Raw genomic sequence first — 18,928 nt, 5'->3', positions numbered from 1 at the left:
AATGTAGTTTATATGCTGTAAATATATGTCCAACCTTAGTAGAGTTTATAAAAAAAGGTTAAAATATTTCTTTTATTACTAAATAATGCTATAATGGAATTTGATTTTATAAGATATCGGAGGTTTAAAATATGAGAGTCGAAGCCCCTATTAAGGTAGATAGAAAGACCAAAAGACTTGCGAAAAGACTTACAGGTGGAGAAATAGCAGTAATAAATCATGTAGATATTGATGAAGTAGCTGCAAACTCTCTAGTAGAAGGTAAGATAAAGCTTGTTATAAATGCTGCGCCTTCTATAAGTGGTAGATATCCTAATAAAGGACCAGGTATATTAACAGACAAAAATATTTTGATAATTGATAATATAGGTGAAGAATTATTTAATGAGCTTAAAGAAGGTCAAATTGTTGAAGTTGTTGATGGAAATATATATAGAGATGGTAAATTTATAGGAAGCGGAGAAGTTTTAGATAAAAAAGTTGTTTCGGAAAAAATAAAATTAGCATATGAAAACCTTGGTGTAGAATTAGATAAATTTATAGACAATACTATAGATTATGCGAAAAAAGAAAAAGGATTTATTCTAGGAGATGTTGAAATTCCGAAGGTAAAGACAGACTATAAAAATAAGCATGTTCTTATAGTTGTAAGAGGTCAAGATTATAAAGAGGACTTAAGTGCTATAATATCTTATATAGAAGAGATGAAACCTGTGCTTGTTGGAGTAGATGGAGGTGCAGATGCTTTACTTGAATTTGGGTATACTCCAGATGTTATAGTTGGTGACATGGATAGTGTAAGTGATGAAGCTTTGAAAAAAGCAAAAGAGATTGTTGTACATGCATATACAGATGGTAGAGCACCAGGCTTAAAGAGAGTAGAGGATTTAGGTTTAGAGGCTATAGTGTTCCCTGCACCAGGAACAAGTGAAGATATAGCTATGCTTACTGCATATGAATATAAAGCAGAGCTTATTGTAGCAGTAGGAACTCATTCTAATATGATAGACTTCCTAGAAAAAGGAAGAAAGGGAATGGCAAGTACTTTTTTAGTAAGGTTAAAAATAGGTTCTAGATTAATAGATGCAAAAGGTGTTAATTTACTTTATAGAAGTAGATTAAAGTTAAAATATATATTTGCTTTAATCTTAACTGCTTTATTCCCAATATTAATAGTTGCATCATTCTCACCAAGTGTGCAACAATTTATACACCTAATGCAGTTGAAATTTAGATTACTATTACAGATGTAAATTTAGGAGGATTAAGATGCACATAAATATGAAGTATTATATAGTTACCATAGGTGCTATATTTATATCATTAGGAATAGGTATGTTAGTAGGATTTAACTTAAATTATGATCAGGAGTTAAGTAAACAACAAGCTCAAATAATAAATGACTTAGACGTTAAATTCGAAGATTTAAGAGATACTAATAATAATTTAGAAGCAAAACTAAAAAATGTAAATAACAGTTATGATAAAGTGGTAGACTTTATAAACCAAAATGTAGATAAATTAATAGTTGAAGAATTAACTGACAAGTATATTGGTATAATATCTACTAATGAAAACTGTGATACAACTAATATATATAATACTATATTAAAAGCAAATGGAAATGTTGCTTTTGATATAAAATTAAATAGTAATATAACTGATAAAAGTGTTTTAGCTAATTTATCTAGCAAGTTAGGTGAAGAAATAAAAAGTACAGATGAACTTATAAATTACATTATAGAAGCTTTAAAAAATGAAGGTGCTAAAGATAAATTAACTTATCTTGAAGAACTAGGCATTTTAACTTTAAGTGAGTTAAGTGATAGTTATCAATCATATACTTCAGTTGTTCTAACAGGTAAAAGTAGCAATAAAGACCTAGAGAGTCAATTTAAAGAAATAGATAAATCATTAATAGATAAGATAAAATCAGAAAATAAATATGTAGTGGGTGTAGAAGATGCAGAAACTAAACTATCATACATAGATTTATACTCTGAGAATAAGATATCTACAATTGATAACATTAATCAAGGAAGTGGACAATTAGCACTAGTATTAGCATTAAAAGATGAAAGTATAGTTGGCAAATTTGGAATATCAGAAAATGCAGAAAGTATAATACCATTTAAGTAATTAACAAAAGGAGAGAATGATATGAATCCTTATATAAGCATAATAATACCAGCTTACAATGAAGAAATAAGAATAAAGGATACATTAGAAAGTATAAAAGGTATAAATGAAATTAATGAAATAATAGTTGTGGATGATGGGTCTACCGATAAAACTACAAAAATAGCTTCAGAAGTTAATAGTGAAAAAATTATAGTTTTAAAGTTAGATAAAAATAGAGGTAAAGGATATGCATTAAATTATGGATTAAAAATAGCAATGAAAAATGCAGATATTATTGGTTTTTTAGATGCAGATTTAGGTAGTTCTGCTAAAGAGGTTAAAAAACTTATAGATCCAATGATTAGTGGTGATGCAGACGTAGTTATAGCTAAATTTCCTCCAGCAAAGAAAAAAGGTGGCTTAGGATTTGTAAAAGGTTTAGCTAAAAATTCAGTACTAGAAATGACTGGGGTAGAATTAGATGCAACATTATCTGGTCAAAGATTATTTAAAAAGGAAGTTTTAGAAAAGTTTGATGAAATACCATTTGGATATGGTGTTGAAGTAGGAATGACTATAGATATATTAAAGCATGGATTTAAAATAAGAGAAGTATTAGTTAATATGACTCATAATGAAACTGGAAGAGACTTAAAAGGTTTTATACACAGAGGAAAGCAATACTACCACATAAAGAAAGTTTTAAAGCAAAAAAAGAAAGAATGGAGGTAGTAATATTTGAATAAGTACATATTTTACACTATTTTATTTTTAATAGGTTTTGTGGGTACGTATATATCAATACCTTTATTTAAGAATTTACTTATAAACAGTAATGTTGTTAGACCTAATTACAAAAATGATATGATACCAGTAAGTATGGGGATTGTATTTTTACCCATGATTATAATAAATAGTATTATACTTGTGTATTTTACTACAGAATATAAAAATTTAATGTTTATATTTATTTTTATATTCGGAATTATGTCCATGTTTCTAGCAGGAATATTAGATGACATAATAGGAAATAGAGATGTGAGTGGTCTTAAAGGGCACTTTAAAAGTCTTTTTAAAGGAAACTTAACTACAGGTGGATTCAAAGCTGTTTTTGGAGGTTTTGTAGGAATTTTAGTTTCAGTTGTTATATCTAAGAGTATTTCAGATATAATTATAAATACATTAATAATTGCTTTATCAACAAATTTAATGAATTTATTAGACTTAAGGCCAGGTAGAGCAATAAAAGTTTATTTAGCAATAATAATAAGTATATTTACAACATTAACAGGGTATATAAAAGTATTACCACTGCTTATATTACCTAATGTTTTAGCTTATTTTAAGTATGACTTAAAAGCAAAGGCTATGATGGGAGATACAGGATCAAATGTACTTGGAATATCTATTGGTATACTTATGGTACTTGGATATTCATTTAATATTAGATTAACTTGGCTTGTATTCTTAGTACTAATACATTTATTAACTGAAAAATATTCATTAACTAAAATAATAGAAAATAACAAAGTGCTAAACTTTATAGATAAATTAGGAAGGTAAGCTTATGATAAGTAAAAAGCTTGGAATAGTAGAAGAGATAATTGATAAAAGTGAAAATTTAGATGATATAAGAGTTAATGTAAATGGAGAAATTCAAAAAGCATATAATTATCCTAAAATGACAGGTGCAGTTAATGTTGGAGATGAAGTTGTATTAAATACAACTGCTGTAGAATTAAGTTTGGGAACAGGTGGTTACCACTTTGTTATATCAAATTTAAATAATATAGAATCTAGTTTTACACCTGGTGGCCATATAATGAAGTTAAGGTATACGCCTTTTCAAATTAAGGTGGATTCTGTAGAGGAACAAGAAAGCAGCTACCATAGTGTAATAGATAACTTTGAAAGTTTATATGATATGCCAGTTGTAGTAGGAACTTTACATAGTATGCTAACACCATTTGTTGCTTCTTATAAGAGAAATTATCCTAATAAAAAATTAGTATATATAATGACTGATGGAGCAGCACTTCCTATATACTTAAGCAAAAACGTAGAAACTTTAAAAAATAAAAATTTAATAGATTATACAATAACGATTGGTAATGCTTTTGGTGGAGATTTTGAGTGTGTAAACATATACACCGCGTTAATAACAGCAAAAGAAGTATTAAAAGCAGATGCTGTATTTGTAAGTATGGGACCAGGGATTGCAGGAACTGGAACAAAATATGGATTTACAGGTATAGAACAAGGCCCTATTTTAGATGCTGTTAAAAAATTAGGAGGAACTCCTATAGCTATCCCTAGAATAAGTTTTTCAGATAAAAGAGATCGACATAGAGGAATATCACATCACAGTATTACAGTATTTAATGACATTGTTAATGTTAGCGTAAATATACCGATAACTGTGTATGATGAAGATTGTATGGCAGTAATCAAAAATCAAATAGAAAATAACAATTTAAATCACAAACACAACGTAGTATATATCAACAATGGTAAAACTAAAGAAGACTTAGATTATTTTAATTTAAGGGTAAAAAGTATGGGGAGAAGTTATGAACAAGATAAAGAGTTCTTCCAGGCAGCAAGTACAGCTGCGTACTACTTAATGGAGGTTTGCAATGATAGAAGAAAAAACTATTAGTAGTGATAGAGTATATACTGGGAAAACAATAAGTTTAAGAGTGGATACTGTAGAAGTTCCTAATAGAGGATATCAAAAAAGAGAAATAGTAGAACATAATGGTGCAGTTGGAATTATAGCTATTACACCTGAAAATAAAGTTATACTAGTAAAACAATTTAGAAAAGCAATAGAAAAAGAGTTGTGGGAAATACCTGCAGGTAAAATAGAGATAGGTGAAAATCCAAAGGATTGTGCAATAAGAGAATTAAAGGAAGAAACTGGATACAGTGCTGAAAAAATAAAACTAATACATAAATTTTATACATCAGCTGGTTTTTCAAACCAAAAAATATATATCTTCTTAGCGGAAAATCTTATTCCAGGAGAACAAAACTTTGATGAAGATGAAATTATAGAAGTTAAAGAGTTTGAAATGGACGAAGTTTATAAAATGATACAAAAAAATGAAATTGAAGACGCAAAAACTTCGATAGGATTATTATTAATAAAAGAATTAATATAAAAGTCATAACCTCCTCTTCCCTTACATAATAATATGTAAGGTACAAGGGGAGGTTATAAATTTGAGAAGAACATATGGGAAAAAAGTTTATTATGAAGAACTAAATAAAAGAATAATACTAATTGGAATCCTATTTATAGCATTTGTTATACTTGGGACATGCTTAAATAAAATATTTCCTGGGTATGAAAATATTATAAATGATTCTATAAGTAGAATTGAAGAGTACTATAGCTCTAATGATAGCATAGGATTAAAAAATACGATTCTGTCAAATTTAAAATTAGACTTTAAATTTATGAGCTTAATAGGTATACTAAACTTATTAGTTATAACATTTCCAATTTCAATTTTAATTTTTATGCTAAAAGGATTATCAATCGGCTATACTATAAATAGTTGTATATTATTACTTAAAGCAAAAAGTATTAAAATTGTTTTTACAGCTTTAATTAAAAATTTAGTGATTATACCAGGAACAATTATATTAATAATAATATCAATAAATTATTTAAAAGAATTTGTGAAAGAATATAAAAATAAAAAGAAGAAGAATATAATATTCTTACTAAAACAATATTTATTAAATTTAATAATAATACTAGTATCAACATTACTAATACAAGCATTATTAAATTTTATATTTATTAATATTTTACAATTCCTAGTCAGATAAAAGGAGCTTGCTATGGAAGTAATACAGGAATACATTAATTATATAAAAAACAAAAAGAAATTGTCTGATAATACAGTATCGTCATACTTTATAGATATAAAAAAATATATAGAGTACTTATATAATAAAAATATAAAACTAGAAGATGTAAGGGAAAATGATATTATTGCATATTTAATAGAACTAGAAAGATCTAATATTTCGGCAGCTACTGTTTCCAGAATGATATCTTCTATAAAATCTTTCCATGATTATTTATTTTTTTCTGGTAAATGCGAAAAGGATCCTTCAAGAAGTATAAAAAAACCTAAAGTAAAACAACAAGATATTGATGTTTTGACTGAAGATGAAATAAATGCTTTATTAAATTTTCCTAATTTAGATACTCCTAGACAAATTAGGGACAAGGCTATATTTGAAATATTGTATGGAACTGGAATAAAAGTTTCTGAGTTAATTGAAATGAACATTACAGATTTTGATTTAGACATTGAATATATATATTGTAATTCAGGGAAACATCAAAGAGTAATACCAATTTCAGATATAACAAAATTTTATTTAGAAAAATATTTAAAAGAAGGAAGACCTAAGATTGCTAATGAAAAAGAAGAATCGCTATTTGTAAACTCATTAGGTAGTAGGTTTACAAGACAAGGTCTATGGAAAGTTATAAAAAAATATGCTGTAGATGCTAATATAAATAAAAATATTAACCCTAGTATGCTTAGGCATTCATTTGCAATACATTTATTAAATAATGGTGCAAATGTAGCTGTAGTAAGTAAGATATTAGGTAATTCCAATTTGTCAAGTTTACAAAGCTATGTAAATCATATAAATAAAAATATTAGAAAAGAAATGAAAGAAAAGCATCCTAGAACAAAGTGACAAAGGAGGACATTAAAATGAACAGAATAATATGGATGGTAATAGATAGTGTTGGTATAGGTGCGCTTCCTGATTCTGAAAAATTTGGAGATAGTGGAGTAAACACATTAGGAAACATTGTCAAAGAATATAAAGATATAAAAATACCTAATTTAAGAAAATTAGGTATAGGAAATATAGAAGGAGCAGACTTTATAGAATCCGAAGAAAAACCAATAGGTGCATATGGAAAATGTGCAGAATTATCACAAGGAAAAGATACAACAACAGGACACTGGGAGATGACAGGTGTACTAGTTGAAACTCCGTTTAAAACCTTTGAAAATGGATTTCCAAAAGAAATAATTGATGAATTTGAAGCTAGAACTGGAAGAAAAGTAGTTGGTAACAAACCTGCTTCTGGAACTGCAATTTTAGATGAATATGGTGAACACCAAATAGAAACTGGAGATGTTATAGTTTATACATCTGCAGATAGTGTATTCCAAATAGCTGCAAATGAAGAGGTAATACCATTAGAAGAATTGTACAAAATGTGTGAAATAGCTAGAGAAATAATGATGGGTGACAATGCAGTAGCCAGAATAATAGCTAGACCTTTTGTAGGTAAAAAGATAGGAGAGTTTACTAGAACTTCTAACAGAAGAGATTATTCATTAAATCCATTTGAGCCTACGGTTCTTGATAATATAAAAGAGTCAAATCTTGATGTTATAGCTGTAGGTAAAATAGAAGATATATTTAATGGACAAGGTATAACAGAAGCTATACATACAAAAGATAATATGCATGGTGTAGATGAAACAATAAATTATATAAAAAAAGACAATAATGGGTTAATCTTTACGAATCTAGTTGACTTTGATTCAAAGTTTGGTCATAGAAGAAATGTTGAAGGATACAAAGAAGCATTAGAAGAATTTGATGCAAGAATTCCTGAAATAATAGAATCTATGAAAGATGAAGATATACTTATAATAAATTCAGATCACGGTAATGATCCAACTTATAAGGGTACAGATCATACAAGAGAATATATACCTGTTCTTATATATGGTAAAAATATAAAAGAAAATGTTAACTTAGGCATAAGAGATAGCTTTGCCGATATAGGAGCAACAGTTGCAGATATACTAAATGTTAAGATGCCTAAAAATGGAAAAAGTTTCAAAGGAGAAGTAATGAAGTAAAGTTGGAGGAAAGCAAATGAAAAACATGTTTGATAAAGTTCAAGAAAGTGCTAATTTTATAAAATCAAAATGTGATATAAATCCACAAATAGGATTAATATTAGGATCAGGATTAGGTATATTAGCAGATGAAATAGAAAATCCGGTAAGAATAAACTATAATGAAATACCTAATTTCCCTGTTTCTACAGTAGAAGGACATGCTGGATGTTTAGTGCTAGGTACTTTAGAAGGTAAAAAAGTAGTTGCTATGCAAGGAAGATTCCATTACTATGAAGGATACTCTCAAAGAGAAATAACATTCCCTGTAAGAGTTATGAAAGCTTTAGGTGTTGAAACTTTAGTAGTTACTAATGCAGCAGGAGGAGCGAATAAAAGCTTCAATCCTGGTGATTTAATGGTAATAAAAGATCATATAAATCTAAGTGGAAGCAATCCTTTAATAGGATCTAATGATGAAAGATTTGGACCAAGATTCCCAGATATGTCAACTGCATATCAGCCTAAAAATGTAGAGTTAGTAAAAGAATGTGCAAAAGAATTAAATATGAAAGTGCAAGAGGGTGTTTATGCATTCTTTAGTGGACCAACATATGAAACACCAGCAGAAGTAAAGATGGCACAAATACTAGGTGCAGATGCAGTAGGTATGTCAACAGCACCTGAGGTTATAGTTGCATCTCACTCAGGAATGGAAGTTGTAGGGATATCTTGTATAACAAATATGGCAGCAGGTATACTTGATCAACCTCTTGACCATGAAGAAGTTATAGAAACTACTCAAAAAGTAAAAGCAGAATTTTTAAGTTTAGTTAAAAAGGTTGTCAATAAAATATAATAGTTTTTAACAGCCCTAGTATTGACAATTTAATACTAGGGCTAGGTTATTAGGACGATTAATAATTTTAGGAGAAAATTTAAATGAGAATTTACGATATAATAAGAAAAAAAAGAGATAATCATGAGCTTACTAAAGCTGAAATAGATTTTTTTGTTGAAAAATATTCAAAGGGTGAAATACCTGATTATCAAGCTTCAGCCTTACTAATGGCTATATATTTAAATAAAATGAATAAAGAAGAAACTGTATATCTTACAGATGCTATGATGAAGTCAGGAGATGTAATAGATTTATCTGAAATAGAAGGAATTAAAGTTGATAAGCACAGTACTGGAGGAGTTGGAGATAAAACTACAATAGCTTTAGCTCCATTAGTAGCAGCTTGTGGAGCTCCAGTAGCTAAAATGTCAGGAAGAGGTTTAGGACATACTGGAGGTACTCTAGATAAGTTAGAATCTATTCCAGGATTTTCAATAGAAATGGAAGCTAAAAAATTTATAGATTCAGTTAATAAACATAAAATAGCTGTATGTGGTCAAACTGCTACAATAGCCGTAGCTGATAAAAAAATGTATGCTCTTAGAGATGTTACAGCTACGGTAGATAATATATCCTTAATAGCTGCAAGTATAATGTGTAAAAAGTTAGCATCAGGTGCTAATGCCATATTATTAGATGTTAAAACTGGTGATGGAGCGTTCATGAAAACTTTAGATGACTCATTTGAATTAGCTAAAGCTATGGTTGATATAGGTAATGGAATGGGTAGAGAGACTATAGGTATGATTACTGATATGGATGAACCATTAGGATTTGCAATAGGGAACTCTTTAGAAGTTATAGAAGCAATAGAAACATTAAAAGGAAATGGACCGAAAGATTTTGTTAATTTATGTGAAACGTTAGGTGCATATATGCTAGTTTTAGCTAAAACTGTAAAAACTTTCGAAGAAGGAGTAGAAAAAATTAAAGAGGCTATAGCTTCTGGATCAGCTTTAGAAAAGTTAAAGGTATTCATAGAAAATCAAGGTGGAGATAGTAGAGTTGTAGACGATTATACGTTATTCCCTAAGGCAAGTATAGTAGTACCAGTAAAATCACCTAGAAGTGGTTACATAAGCAAAATAGAAGCTGAAGAAGTTGGTGTATCAGCAATGATACTAGGTGCAGGAAGAGAAACTAAAGAAGATGTACTAGACTTAGCAGCTGGTATTGTTCTTGAAAAGAAGGTTGGCGAATACGTAAATGAAGGTGAAGTTCTAGCAACAATGTATCTTAATAAAGAAGACAAGTTAGAATCTGCTATAGAAAGATTTGTAAATGCATATACGATAGTAGATAAAAAAGTTGAGCCTAAAAAATTAGTTTATGGTGTTGTAACAAAAGATGGAATAAAAAAATTCTAGATAAATGTTTATTACTAGCCTAACGTGTAAAAAATAACGTTAGGCTTTTATATTGATTAAAATTGAAAACTATTTCAAAAAATTATTTCTTCGACAAATTTATTGAAAATTTTTATGCTTAGACTTATAATATAAAGGATATAAATATATACGAGGAGTAGATAACCTATGAATTTAAAAGGGAATAAACTTAAGATAATAGGAATAACTTCTATTATATTAGTGATTCTTATAGGGGCTTTTGTAGTTTATGAAATTGGACCTTATAATAGAAAAAGCAAGAAGGATATAATTATAGATATACCTACAGGCTCAAGTGTTAATAGTATATCTAATATTCTATATGAAAATCAATTAATAAAAAATAAGACTTTATTTAAAGTTTTAGTAAAGTTAAGCAATAATGCTGAAGAAATAAAAGCAGGTAAGTATTTAATAAGTCAAACGTATTCAAATAAAGATATATTAGAACTTTTAGTTTCTGGTAAAGTATATAATGATGGTATAAAAGTAACAATACCAGAAGGATCGACGTCTAAGGAGATTGTTTCTATTCTTGTAGATAAAAAAATAGGGAAAAAAGATAAGTATGATGATTTAATTAATAATCCATCAAAACTTTATGATAAGTTTAGATTTTTAAAAGAAAATGATATTAAATCTTTAGAAGGTTTTTTATATCCATCGACTTATTACTTTAAAGAAGGAGATAGTGAAGAAAAAGTAATTTCAACTATGCTTTCTCAATTTGATAAAGAATACACAGATAAACTTGTAAAAAGACAAAAAGAATTAAATATGACATTAGAAGAAGTTGTAAATATAGCATCTATTATTGAAAAAGAAGCTGTATTAGATGAAGATAGGCCAATAATTGCAAGTGTATTTTATAATAGATTAGATATAGACATGCCTCTTCAATCAGATGCAACAATACAATACGTCTTTGATGAGAGAAAAAAAATTGTAACTTATGCAGATTTAAAAATTGATTCTCCATATAACACATATATAAATAAAGGATTGCCACCTACACCAATTGCAAGTCCGGGAATTAAGTCTATAAAAGCGGCTTTATATCCTGAAAAAACAGATTATTTATACTTTGTAGCAACAATAGATGGTGGAAATAATTATAGTGTAACTTATGAAGAACATTTAAAGTATGTTCAAGAATATAAGGATGCAAGAGATAAATTACAAAAAGAAAATAATACAAGTACAAATAAAAACTAACTATAGTTTATTTTAATCTAACGCCAAAATTTATGGATTATGTCTTAAGTATTAAGGCGTAATCCATATTAATTTATAAGGAGTGAATTTAATTGAGTAATATAGTAAATAACTTAGTAGAAGAATATATAAGAACTACTCTTAAAGATAAAGAAGGCTTATTAAGAGAATTAGAAGTTTACGCTGCAGAGCATAATGTACCAATAGTACATAAAGAAGTTTCTGACTTACTAAAGGTACTATTAAAATTGGACAAACCTAAAACAATATTAGAAGTTGGATGTGCGATTGGATATTCTTCTATACTTTTTGCAACAACAGTTGGTAGTGAGGTTAAAATAACTACTGTTGAAAGAAATGAATCTATGATAGAAAAAGCTAAAGAAAATATAAAAAGAGCTGGATTTGAAAATAATATAACTATACTAGAAGGAGATGCAGAAGAATTGCTGCCTAAAGTTGAAGGTGAATTTGATATGATATTCTTAGATGCAGCAAAAGGACAGTATAAATTATTTTATGATATGGTTATAGATAAGCTGAAGGTCGGAGGACTTTTAATTTCTGATAACATTTTATACAAAGGAATGGTAGCGCATGATGATTTTGTAGTTAGAAGAAAAAAAACTATAGTAAAAAGAATGAGAAATTATTTAGATTATATATGTAATTGTGATTATTTAAGCACATCGCTAATTCCAATAGGAGATGGAGTAGCTCTTAGCTATAAAGAAAAAGAAAGAGGGACAAAATAATGATAAATAAAATAGAACTTCAAGCCCCCGCAAGGGATTTAGAAACACTAAAGATAGCAATAGAATCTGGAGCTGATGCTGTTTATATAGGTGGAGAATCTTATGGAATGAAAACATCATCTAAAGATTTTACAAAAGAAGAAATAGTAAAAGGTGTAAATTTTGCTCATGAAAGAGGAAAGAAAGTGTATGTAGCTATAAATTTACTTCCTCACAATCAAGATTTTGTTTATTTAGAAGAGTATTTATTAGAATTACAAGAAGCTAAAGTTGATGCATTAATAATATCTGAGCCAGGTGTTTTAGACACAATAAGAAAAGTAGTTCCTAATATGAGATTACACTTAACTACTATAGCGAATGTAAATAATTATGCAACAGCAAACTTTTGGTATGAACAAGGAATAAGAAGAGTTGCAGTATCAAGAGAATTATCACTTAAAGAAATACAAGGAATAAAGGCTAATATTCCTTTTGATATGGATATTGAAGCTTTTGTTCATGGCGGAATGTGTATGTCTTACTCTGGAAGAAAGTTACTAACTAGTTATATATCAACTAGAGATATAAATCTTTATTCAGAAAATAAAAAATACAATTTAGTTGAAGAAAAAAGACAAGGAGAATACTGCCCTGTATACGAAGATGAAGGTGGAACATTCTTCTTTAGTTCTAGAGATCTGTGTATGATAGAATTCATACCAGAGCTTATAAAATCAGGAATTGATAGCTTTAGTATAGAAGGAAGAATGAAAGATGCAAAATATGTAGAAACGGTAGTAAAGGCATATAGAAAAGCTATAGATGATTTTTATAAAGACCCTCAAAATTATAAGTTTGATGAGTCACTTATGAAAGACATAAGAAATAGTAACTACAGAGAATATACAACAGGATTCTATTTAGAAGAGACAAAAATATATGATGAAGAATATTTCAAACATCTTAACTAAATAATAAGATGTGTTAAAAATGTAAAGAGACATAAATAAGTATCACATATTTAAGGAGAGAAATTGAAAATGAAGAATAATAAGAGACCACTTATAATAGGAATAACTGGAGGAACTGGATCTGGGAAAAGTACAGTTTGTAAATCTATAATAGAAAATATACCAGAAGAAAATATATCAATTTTAGAGCAAGATGCGTATTATAAGGATCAAAGTCACTTGAGTTTTGAAGAAAGATTAAAAACTAATTATGATCATCCACTTTCTTTTGATAATAAACTTTTAATACAACATATAGAAGATTTATGTGAAGGAAAGTCTGTTGAAAAGCCAGTATATGATTATGAAATTCATACAAGAAAATTAGATGAAACTATAACAATAGCTCCAAAAGATATAATAATAGTTGAAGGTATTATGATATTAGAAGATGAAGAGTTAAGAGATAAATTGGATATAAAGATATATGTTGATACAGAAGATGATATAAGAATTCTTAGAAGAATACAAAGAGATATAAAAGAAAGAGGTAGAACAGTAGATTCAGTAATAGATCAATATTTAAGTACTGTTAAACCAGCTCATGATCAATTTGTAGAGCCATATAAAAAATATGCGGATATAATAATGCCAGAAGGTGGGCATAATCAAGTTGCAATAGATATAGTAATATCTAAAATAAGAAGTGAATTGAATTTAACACACTAAAATAAGTATTAACCCCTTAGAATTTGTCTAAAATGATAAATACCTAAGGGGTGATTTTATGTCTAGATTAAAAGGACCTCTATCTATAAAAAGTAGAGGTAGATTTAGGTCTATATTTTTTATAGCCTTAACCATATACGGATTTTTAGTTTATAGGTTGACTGATATTTCAATCTTTAAAAGTGAGGAATATTCAAAACGTGTAGAAAATCAAAGTACAGAAAAAGTAAAACTGAATTCTGGAAGAGGAATAATTTATGATAAAAATAATATTCCTTTAACAGATACAGTTAAAAAGACCATACTTTTAGTGCCACAAAAAATTTTAAATGGAGACTACAAAAATATTACATTAATAAAGAAAGCTACAAATCTTACTGATGAAGATATATTTAAAGCAGTTCAAGATCAATTATTATCTAGTATGATTGAAATTGAAGTTGAAAACTTTAATAAAAATATGAAAAAAGAACTTGAGGATGAAGGTATAATAGTTGAAGAAAAAACATATAGATACTCAGAAAGTAATCTTTTAACACATACTATTGGATATTTAAAGAAGTCTGACGAAAGCGCTCAAAGTGGAATAGAAAAAAGTATGGATGAAGTTTTAAAAGATAATAATGAAGAATATGTTTCTGTATTTAAAGCCGCAGACTCTGGGAAAAGTCAGGGATTAGATATTCTTGAGGGAAGTATAAAATCAACAAAATATAATGAAGAAGATAAACACTTAAGGCTTACAATTGATTCTAAACTACAAAAGATAGTAGAAGAAACTGTTGATGAAGAATCTAATCCAACTGCAGTTGTAATTTCAGATATAGAAACTGGAGAAATACTAGCAATGAGTTCAAGACCTAATTATAATCAAAATAATATAGCAGAATATATAAATAGTAGCAACAGAGAACTAGAAAATAGAGCTATATCAGTTACTTATCCTCCAGGATCAGTTTTTAAAATAGTTGTTTTATATGCAGCTCTTACTAACAAAGTAATAGATGAAAATTATACTTACAACTGTACAGGTGAAGTTAAAATAGGAAATAATAAAGAAGTGCTTCATTGCCATAATACTGATGGTCATGGAGTTGAAAGTTTAGAAGATGCATTTTCAAATTCTTGCAATACTGCATTTTATGATATAGCCTCAAAGGTTGGAAAAGAAAAAATATTAGAAGCTATAGAAACTTTACACTTAGATGAAAAAGTTGGTATAGGAATAGATGAAGAAATATCATCAAAAATACCAACAGAAATAGCTTTAAGAAACTTAGCCATAGGTCAAGCTGATATTGAATTTACACCTTTGCAAATAAATCAGCTTACTCAAATTATAGCAAATAATGGAACATATAAGCCACTATACATATACGATAGTATAATAAACAATGATAAAAGTATTATTGAATCATTTAAATCTTCAAAAAGTGAAGAAATAATATCGCCATATATAATCACTCAAATAAAGGAGATTATGGAATCTGTTTCAGAATATGGAACAGCTAAAGAACTTAGTGACTTAGAAGGTGGATGTGGAGTAAAAACAGGTACTGCTCAAAGTAATATTAATGGTGTATCTATAAATCATGGATGGATAACTGGATTTTATCCACAAGAGGAAGCAAAGTATGCAATCACAATTTTAGTAGAAGGAACAAAGGATGAAAGTAAGTCTGCAACTCCCATATTTGAAACAATTTGTAATAAAATAAATAAGGAATATTTTTAAAATAGTCAACTTATACTCTCTTAATACATATAATTTAAAATGATATGTGTTCAAAGGGGGTGGACAGTTGACTATTATCAAATCATTTGAAAAACCATTAACCCCTGAAGAAGAAGTATACTATTTAACCAAGTTTAAGCTAGAAAATGACGAGTCAGCTAAGGAAGTATTAATTGAAAGAAACATGAGATTAGTAGCACACATAGCGAAAAAATATAACAACTCAACAGAAGATCAAGATGACCTCATTTCTATAGGCACAATAGGATTAATAAAGGCCATTGAGACGTATAATGTTGATAAAGGAACACGACTTGCGACATATGCATCTAAATGTATAGAAAATGAAATTCTTATGAGTATAAGAACTAACAAAAAAAATAAGTTACAGGTGTCACTTCAAGATCCTATTGGAACAGATAAAGAAGGAAATGAAATAAGTTTAATAGATGTATTAGGGACCGATATTGATTATATTGTAGACCAAGTTGAACTTAAAGTCGAAATAGGTAAACTTTATGAAAATTTAGATAAAATATTAACTGATAGAGAAAAGGAAATCATAAAGTTAAGATATGGTCTAACTACTCTAGGTTATAAAACTCAAAGAGAAATAGCACAAAAACTTGAAATATCTAGGTCCTATGTGTCTAGGATAGAAAAAAGAGCTCTTAAAAAACTAAGAAAAGAACTTAAAACAGAAAAAAGCCTTGATTAAGGCTTTTTTTTGTTTTAAATCAAGAATTGACAAATTATTTAGATTTATTGTGATAATATTACATATATGCTGTTAAATAATATATATTGTATAAGGCGGGATTAAATATGGATAATTTGTATGAATATAGAGAAATGATAGAAATTTTAAATATTATAATACTTACTTCTATCATAATATTGTCAACATCTCTGTATCTACTATATAGAAACTCATCTTTTATTATATTGACAATATTATATATTTGTGAAATATGTGTAAGTTTTTATACTAAATATTATATTTCTGATGAAATTATAGAAAAAAATATTTTATACCTAATTAGCCTAGTATATTTAATAAAAATATTGGGGCTAACTATATTTTATAAAAAGATAAATTTTAAGCTTTATTTGAATTTTTTAATAATTATAGGATATATAGTAGGGATATTATCATTAAGTAGTAGTTATGAAATAAGCTTAATTATAAGTTTATTAATAAATATTTTAATTGTTATTTTAGGATTAATAGACAAAATAAACAATGTTAAACGCAATTTAAGTAAAAATAAACATAAATTAATATTAAATAAAAAATACATATCAAAATCAATTAAAGAAATACATTCAGAATCTAATCTAAAATACGATCTCAAGGAAAAAATTAAGACGCTAAATTATAAAATAGAAAACACAATGGAAGTATTAGATGTACCAATATTTATTTTAGATGAAGAGTATAAGTATATATACGGAAATAAAGTGTTTCAGTTATTTCTAGAAAGAGATGGAGTTGATTTAAATAAAATAGGTATCAAAGAATACTTAAAAAATAAGGTTATAAATTATAAAGAGATGATTGAGAATATAAAAAGTAAAAAAGAAGAGTTAGGCAAAATTATAAATATTTATACATATAGTAATAAAGTTTTTAAGTTTTCATGTAATTCAGATATTATAAATGGAAAAAAAATAAAAATATGTATTTTAGAAGATGTAACTGATGATATGAATATGAGTGCCGAATTAAAAGAAAGTGAAGAAAGATATAGAAATCTTATGAATATATTGCATGATGGCGTGGTGATTCATAACTTAGATATCATAAGTTATATAAATGATAAGGCTCTAGAAATATTCAATATAAATAAAAATGTAAACAAAGTATTAGTAATAGATGATATAAAATCTAACATAACAAGAAATTTTAAGAAAAGATTTATGAAAAATATAGAGCTAGTAAAGAGTGGTAAGGAAGAAAGGGTTATTACAAATTTAGAAACTGAAGATGGTAAGATTATTGAATTTATTACAACTTCTATAAATCTTAATAATACACCAATGTTGTTAAGTATGGTAATCGATATTACTGATTTAGAAAATGCTAAGCTAGAACTGGAAGAAAGTGAAAAGACATACAAATTATTATTACAAGCTCTTCCAGAAGGGATTGTAATAATAGATAAGAAGACAAAAGTACATACTTATAGAAATAAATCTATGATAAAAATACTTAAACATATAGGATATGACAGATTCAATGAAATTGTAAAGGAGTATGTAAAAAGTGAAAGTTATGGAAAGTTTAAAAAGTTTTCTAATAAGGATGATAGAAATACAACTTTATCAATAGCGATAACGGATTTAAAAGAAGATAACAATTTAGTATGTGTTGTGAGTGTATTGGATAATGAGTATAGATCAGTGCAAATGGTTGAAAAATTAACTGATATGGAAAACAAATATAAGTTTAAAACAGAATTTTTATATACAATTGCTGAAAATTTAAAAAAACCTATAAATACAATATTTGAAGTTAATAAAATACTCCAAAATAGTGAGGATAGGGCTGATTTTAAATATATTGATAATTACGCCAAAGTTGTTAGGCAAAATTCATACAGATTAAAAAGATTACTTAACAATATTGAAGAAATAAGTAAAATTGAAAATGGAATTTTAGATATGAACTATAGTAGATGTGATGTGGTTAAATTTACAGAAAATATTGTCATGTTGGCCAGAGAATATGCAAATGATAAAAATTTAGAAATACTATTTATAAAAAATATAAATAAAAAAATTATATTAATAGATAAAGATAAAATAGAAAAGATGTTATTAAACTTATTATCAAATGCAATTAAGTTTAATAGTAACAATGGGAAGATATTAGTATCAATAAACTCAAATAAAGATGAAGTCATTATATCCGTAGAGGATACAGGGGTAGGTATACCTGAGGATAAAATAGAGTCTATATTTGGAAATTTTGAGCAAGTAGATACAACTTTATCTAGAGGAGCAGAAGGTACTGGTGTGGGGTTAGCGTTAGTGAAAAAATTGGCAGATGCTCATAATGCAAAAATTAATGTATATAGTAAAGTTGGATATGGAAGTAAATTCGAGATAGTATTAGAAAATAATAATATATTAGAATCTAAAGAAGATGAACAGTTAGAGTATAAAGACACGGATATAGAAAAAATTGATATAGAATTTTCAGATATATATTTTGATATAGGATCGTAAATTAGTATTTGGTTATTTAAG

The 18,928-nt window shown here is 27.5% G+C and carries 18 protein-coding genes; all 18 read left to right on the top strand.

All coding sequences use genetic code 11. The features are described from left to right. Positions 1 to 131: 131 nt before the first annotated feature. The 18 genes from steA to HF520_RS09430 all read left to right on the top strand — a co-directional run bounded on the left by steA (position 132) and on the right by HF520_RS09430 (position 18,907). A complete protein-coding gene (gene steA, locus HF520_RS09515; RefSeq protein WP_168573800.1) occupies positions 132 to 1,253 on the top strand; it encodes a putative cytokinetic ring protein SteA in 1,122 nt (373 codons plus the stop codon). Positions 1,254 to 1,269: 16 nt separating this feature from the next. Next, complete coding sequence (locus tag HF520_RS09510) at positions 1,270 to 2,139, top strand: copper transporter (protein WP_168573799.1); 870 nt, start codon at positions 1,270 to 1,272, stop codon at positions 2,137 to 2,139. Between the two features lie 21 nt (positions 2,140 to 2,160). Then, positions 2,161 to 2,853 (top strand): glycosyltransferase family 2 protein, encoded by a 693-nt coding sequence (locus HF520_RS09505; RefSeq protein WP_168573798.1) that lies wholly within the window; start codon positions 2,161 to 2,163, stop codon positions 2,851 to 2,853. Positions 2,854 to 2,859: 6 nt separating this feature from the next. After that, positions 2,860 to 3,684: a glycosyl transferase gene (locus HF520_RS09500; RefSeq protein ID WP_168573797.1), complete on the top strand. Its 825-nt coding sequence runs from the start codon at positions 2,860 to 2,862 to the stop codon at positions 3,682 to 3,684. Between the two features lie 4 nt (positions 3,685 to 3,688). Then, positions 3,689 to 4,780, top strand: coding sequence for a DUF3866 family protein (locus HF520_RS09495; protein WP_168573796.1), 1,092 nt, complete (start codon positions 3,689 to 3,691; stop codon positions 4,778 to 4,780). Next, positions 4,758 to 5,285 carry an NUDIX hydrolase gene (locus tag HF520_RS09490; RefSeq protein ID WP_168573795.1) on the top strand — a complete coding sequence of 176 codons (528 nt, stop codon included), beginning with the start codon at positions 4,758 to 4,760 and terminating at the stop codon, positions 5,283 to 5,285. The genes HF520_RS09495 and HF520_RS09490 overlap by 23 nt, the downstream gene beginning before the upstream one ends. Before the next feature lie 61 nt (positions 5,286 to 5,346). Beyond that, complete coding sequence (locus HF520_RS09485; RefSeq protein WP_168573794.1) at positions 5,347 to 5,961, top strand: hypothetical protein; 615 nt, start codon at positions 5,347 to 5,349, stop codon at positions 5,959 to 5,961. Positions 5,962 to 5,973: 12 nt separating this feature from the next. Then, on the top strand, positions 5,974 to 6,852 hold the full coding sequence (locus tag HF520_RS09480) for a tyrosine-type recombinase/integrase (protein WP_168573793.1): 879 nt from the start codon (positions 5,974 to 5,976) through the stop codon (positions 6,850 to 6,852). A 17-nt stretch (positions 6,853 to 6,869) separates the two neighbouring features. Beyond that, a complete protein-coding gene (locus HF520_RS09475) occupies positions 6,870 to 8,042 on the top strand; it encodes a phosphopentomutase (RefSeq protein WP_168573792.1) in 1,173 nt (390 codons plus the stop codon). 16 nt (positions 8,043 to 8,058) lie between these two features. Beyond that, on the top strand, positions 8,059 to 8,880 hold the full coding sequence (locus HF520_RS09470; RefSeq protein ID WP_168573791.1) for a purine-nucleoside phosphorylase: 822 nt from the start codon (positions 8,059 to 8,061) through the stop codon (positions 8,878 to 8,880). 83 nt (positions 8,881 to 8,963) lie between these two features. Further along, positions 8,964 to 10,289, top strand: coding sequence for a pyrimidine-nucleoside phosphorylase (locus tag HF520_RS09465; protein ID WP_168573790.1), 1,326 nt, complete (start codon positions 8,964 to 8,966; stop codon positions 10,287 to 10,289). A 168-nt stretch (positions 10,290 to 10,457) separates the two neighbouring features. Further along, on the top strand, positions 10,458 to 11,525 hold the full coding sequence (gene mltG, locus HF520_RS09460; protein WP_168573789.1) for an endolytic transglycosylase MltG: 1,068 nt from the start codon (positions 10,458 to 10,460) through the stop codon (positions 11,523 to 11,525). A 92-nt stretch (positions 11,526 to 11,617) separates the two neighbouring features. Continuing rightward, positions 11,618 to 12,280 (top strand): O-methyltransferase, encoded by a 663-nt coding sequence (locus HF520_RS09455; protein ID WP_168573788.1) that lies wholly within the window; start codon positions 11,618 to 11,620, stop codon positions 12,278 to 12,280. Continuing rightward, positions 12,280 to 13,233: a peptidase U32 family protein gene (locus HF520_RS09450; protein WP_243155138.1), complete on the top strand. Its 954-nt coding sequence runs from the start codon at positions 12,280 to 12,282 to the stop codon at positions 13,231 to 13,233. The genes HF520_RS09455 and HF520_RS09450 overlap by 1 nt, the downstream gene beginning before the upstream one ends. 69 nt (positions 13,234 to 13,302) lie before the next feature. Next, positions 13,303 to 13,941 carry a uridine kinase gene (gene udk, locus HF520_RS09445; RefSeq protein WP_168573787.1) on the top strand — a complete coding sequence of 213 codons (639 nt, stop codon included), beginning with the start codon at positions 13,303 to 13,305 and terminating at the stop codon, positions 13,939 to 13,941. A gap of 58 nt (positions 13,942 to 13,999) precedes the next feature. Beyond that, positions 14,000 to 15,676 (top strand): peptidoglycan D,D-transpeptidase FtsI family protein, encoded by a 1,677-nt coding sequence (locus HF520_RS09440; RefSeq protein ID WP_168573786.1) that lies wholly within the window; start codon positions 14,000 to 14,002, stop codon positions 15,674 to 15,676. Between the two features lie 67 nt (positions 15,677 to 15,743). Then, positions 15,744 to 16,394: an RNA polymerase sporulation sigma factor SigK gene (gene sigK / locus HF520_RS09435; RefSeq protein ID WP_168573785.1), complete on the top strand. Its 651-nt coding sequence runs from the start codon at positions 15,744 to 15,746 to the stop codon at positions 16,392 to 16,394. Between the two features lie 107 nt (positions 16,395 to 16,501). After that, complete coding sequence (locus HF520_RS09430; RefSeq protein WP_168573784.1) at positions 16,502 to 18,907, top strand: sensor histidine kinase; 2,406 nt, start codon at positions 16,502 to 16,504, stop codon at positions 18,905 to 18,907. Positions 18,908 to 18,928 lie beyond the last annotated feature (21 nt).

It is taken from the genome of Romboutsia sp. CE17 (assembly GCF_012317385.1).
GTDB lineage: Bacteria > Bacillota > Clostridia > Peptostreptococcales > Peptostreptococcaceae > Romboutsia_E.
The sequence above is the reverse complement of the archived record's forward strand: the minus strand, read 5'-3'. Positions and strand labels throughout refer to the sequence as shown.

Excerpts from the sequence above, each read along its gene's own strand:
- HF520_RS09505 (WP_168573798.1), top strand. The coding sequence starts at position 2,161 with ATGAATCCTTATATAAGCATAATAATACCAGCTTACAATGAAGAAATA.
- HF520_RS09480 (WP_168573793.1), top strand. The coding sequence starts at position 5,974 with ATGGAAGTAATACAGGAATACATTAATTATATAAAAAACAAAAAGAAA.
- HF520_RS09430 (WP_168573784.1), top strand. The coding sequence starts at position 16,502 with ATGGATAATTTGTATGAATATAGAGAAATGATAGAAATTTTAAATATT.
- HF520_RS09440 (WP_168573786.1), top strand. The coding sequence starts at position 14,000 with ATGTCTAGATTAAAAGGACCTCTATCTATAAAAAGTAGAGGTAGATTT.
- udk (WP_168573787.1), top strand. The coding sequence starts at position 13,303 with ATGAAGAATAATAAGAGACCACTTATAATAGGAATAACTGGAGGAACT.
- HF520_RS09495 (WP_168573796.1), top strand. The coding sequence starts at position 3,689 with ATGATAAGTAAAAAGCTTGGAATAGTAGAAGAGATAATTGATAAAAGT.
- HF520_RS09465 (WP_168573790.1), top strand. The coding sequence starts at position 8,964 with ATGAGAATTTACGATATAATAAGAAAAAAAAGAGATAATCATGAGCTT.
- HF520_RS09490 (WP_168573795.1), top strand. The coding sequence starts at position 4,758 with ATGATAGAAGAAAAAACTATTAGTAGTGATAGAGTATATACTGGGAAA.
- steA (WP_168573800.1), top strand. The coding sequence starts at position 132 with ATGAGAGTCGAAGCCCCTATTAAGGTAGATAGAAAGACCAAAAGACTT.
- mltG (WP_168573789.1), top strand. The coding sequence starts at position 10,458 with ATGAATTTAAAAGGGAATAAACTTAAGATAATAGGAATAACTTCTATT.
- HF520_RS09510 (WP_168573799.1), top strand. The coding sequence starts at position 1,270 with ATGCACATAAATATGAAGTATTATATAGTTACCATAGGTGCTATATTT.
- HF520_RS09470 (WP_168573791.1), top strand. The coding sequence starts at position 8,059 with ATGAAAAACATGTTTGATAAAGTTCAAGAAAGTGCTAATTTTATAAAA.
- HF520_RS09450 (WP_243155138.1), top strand. The coding sequence starts at position 12,280 with ATGATAAATAAAATAGAACTTCAAGCCCCCGCAAGGGATTTAGAAACA.
- HF520_RS09475 (WP_168573792.1), top strand. The coding sequence starts at position 6,870 with ATGAACAGAATAATATGGATGGTAATAGATAGTGTTGGTATAGGTGCG.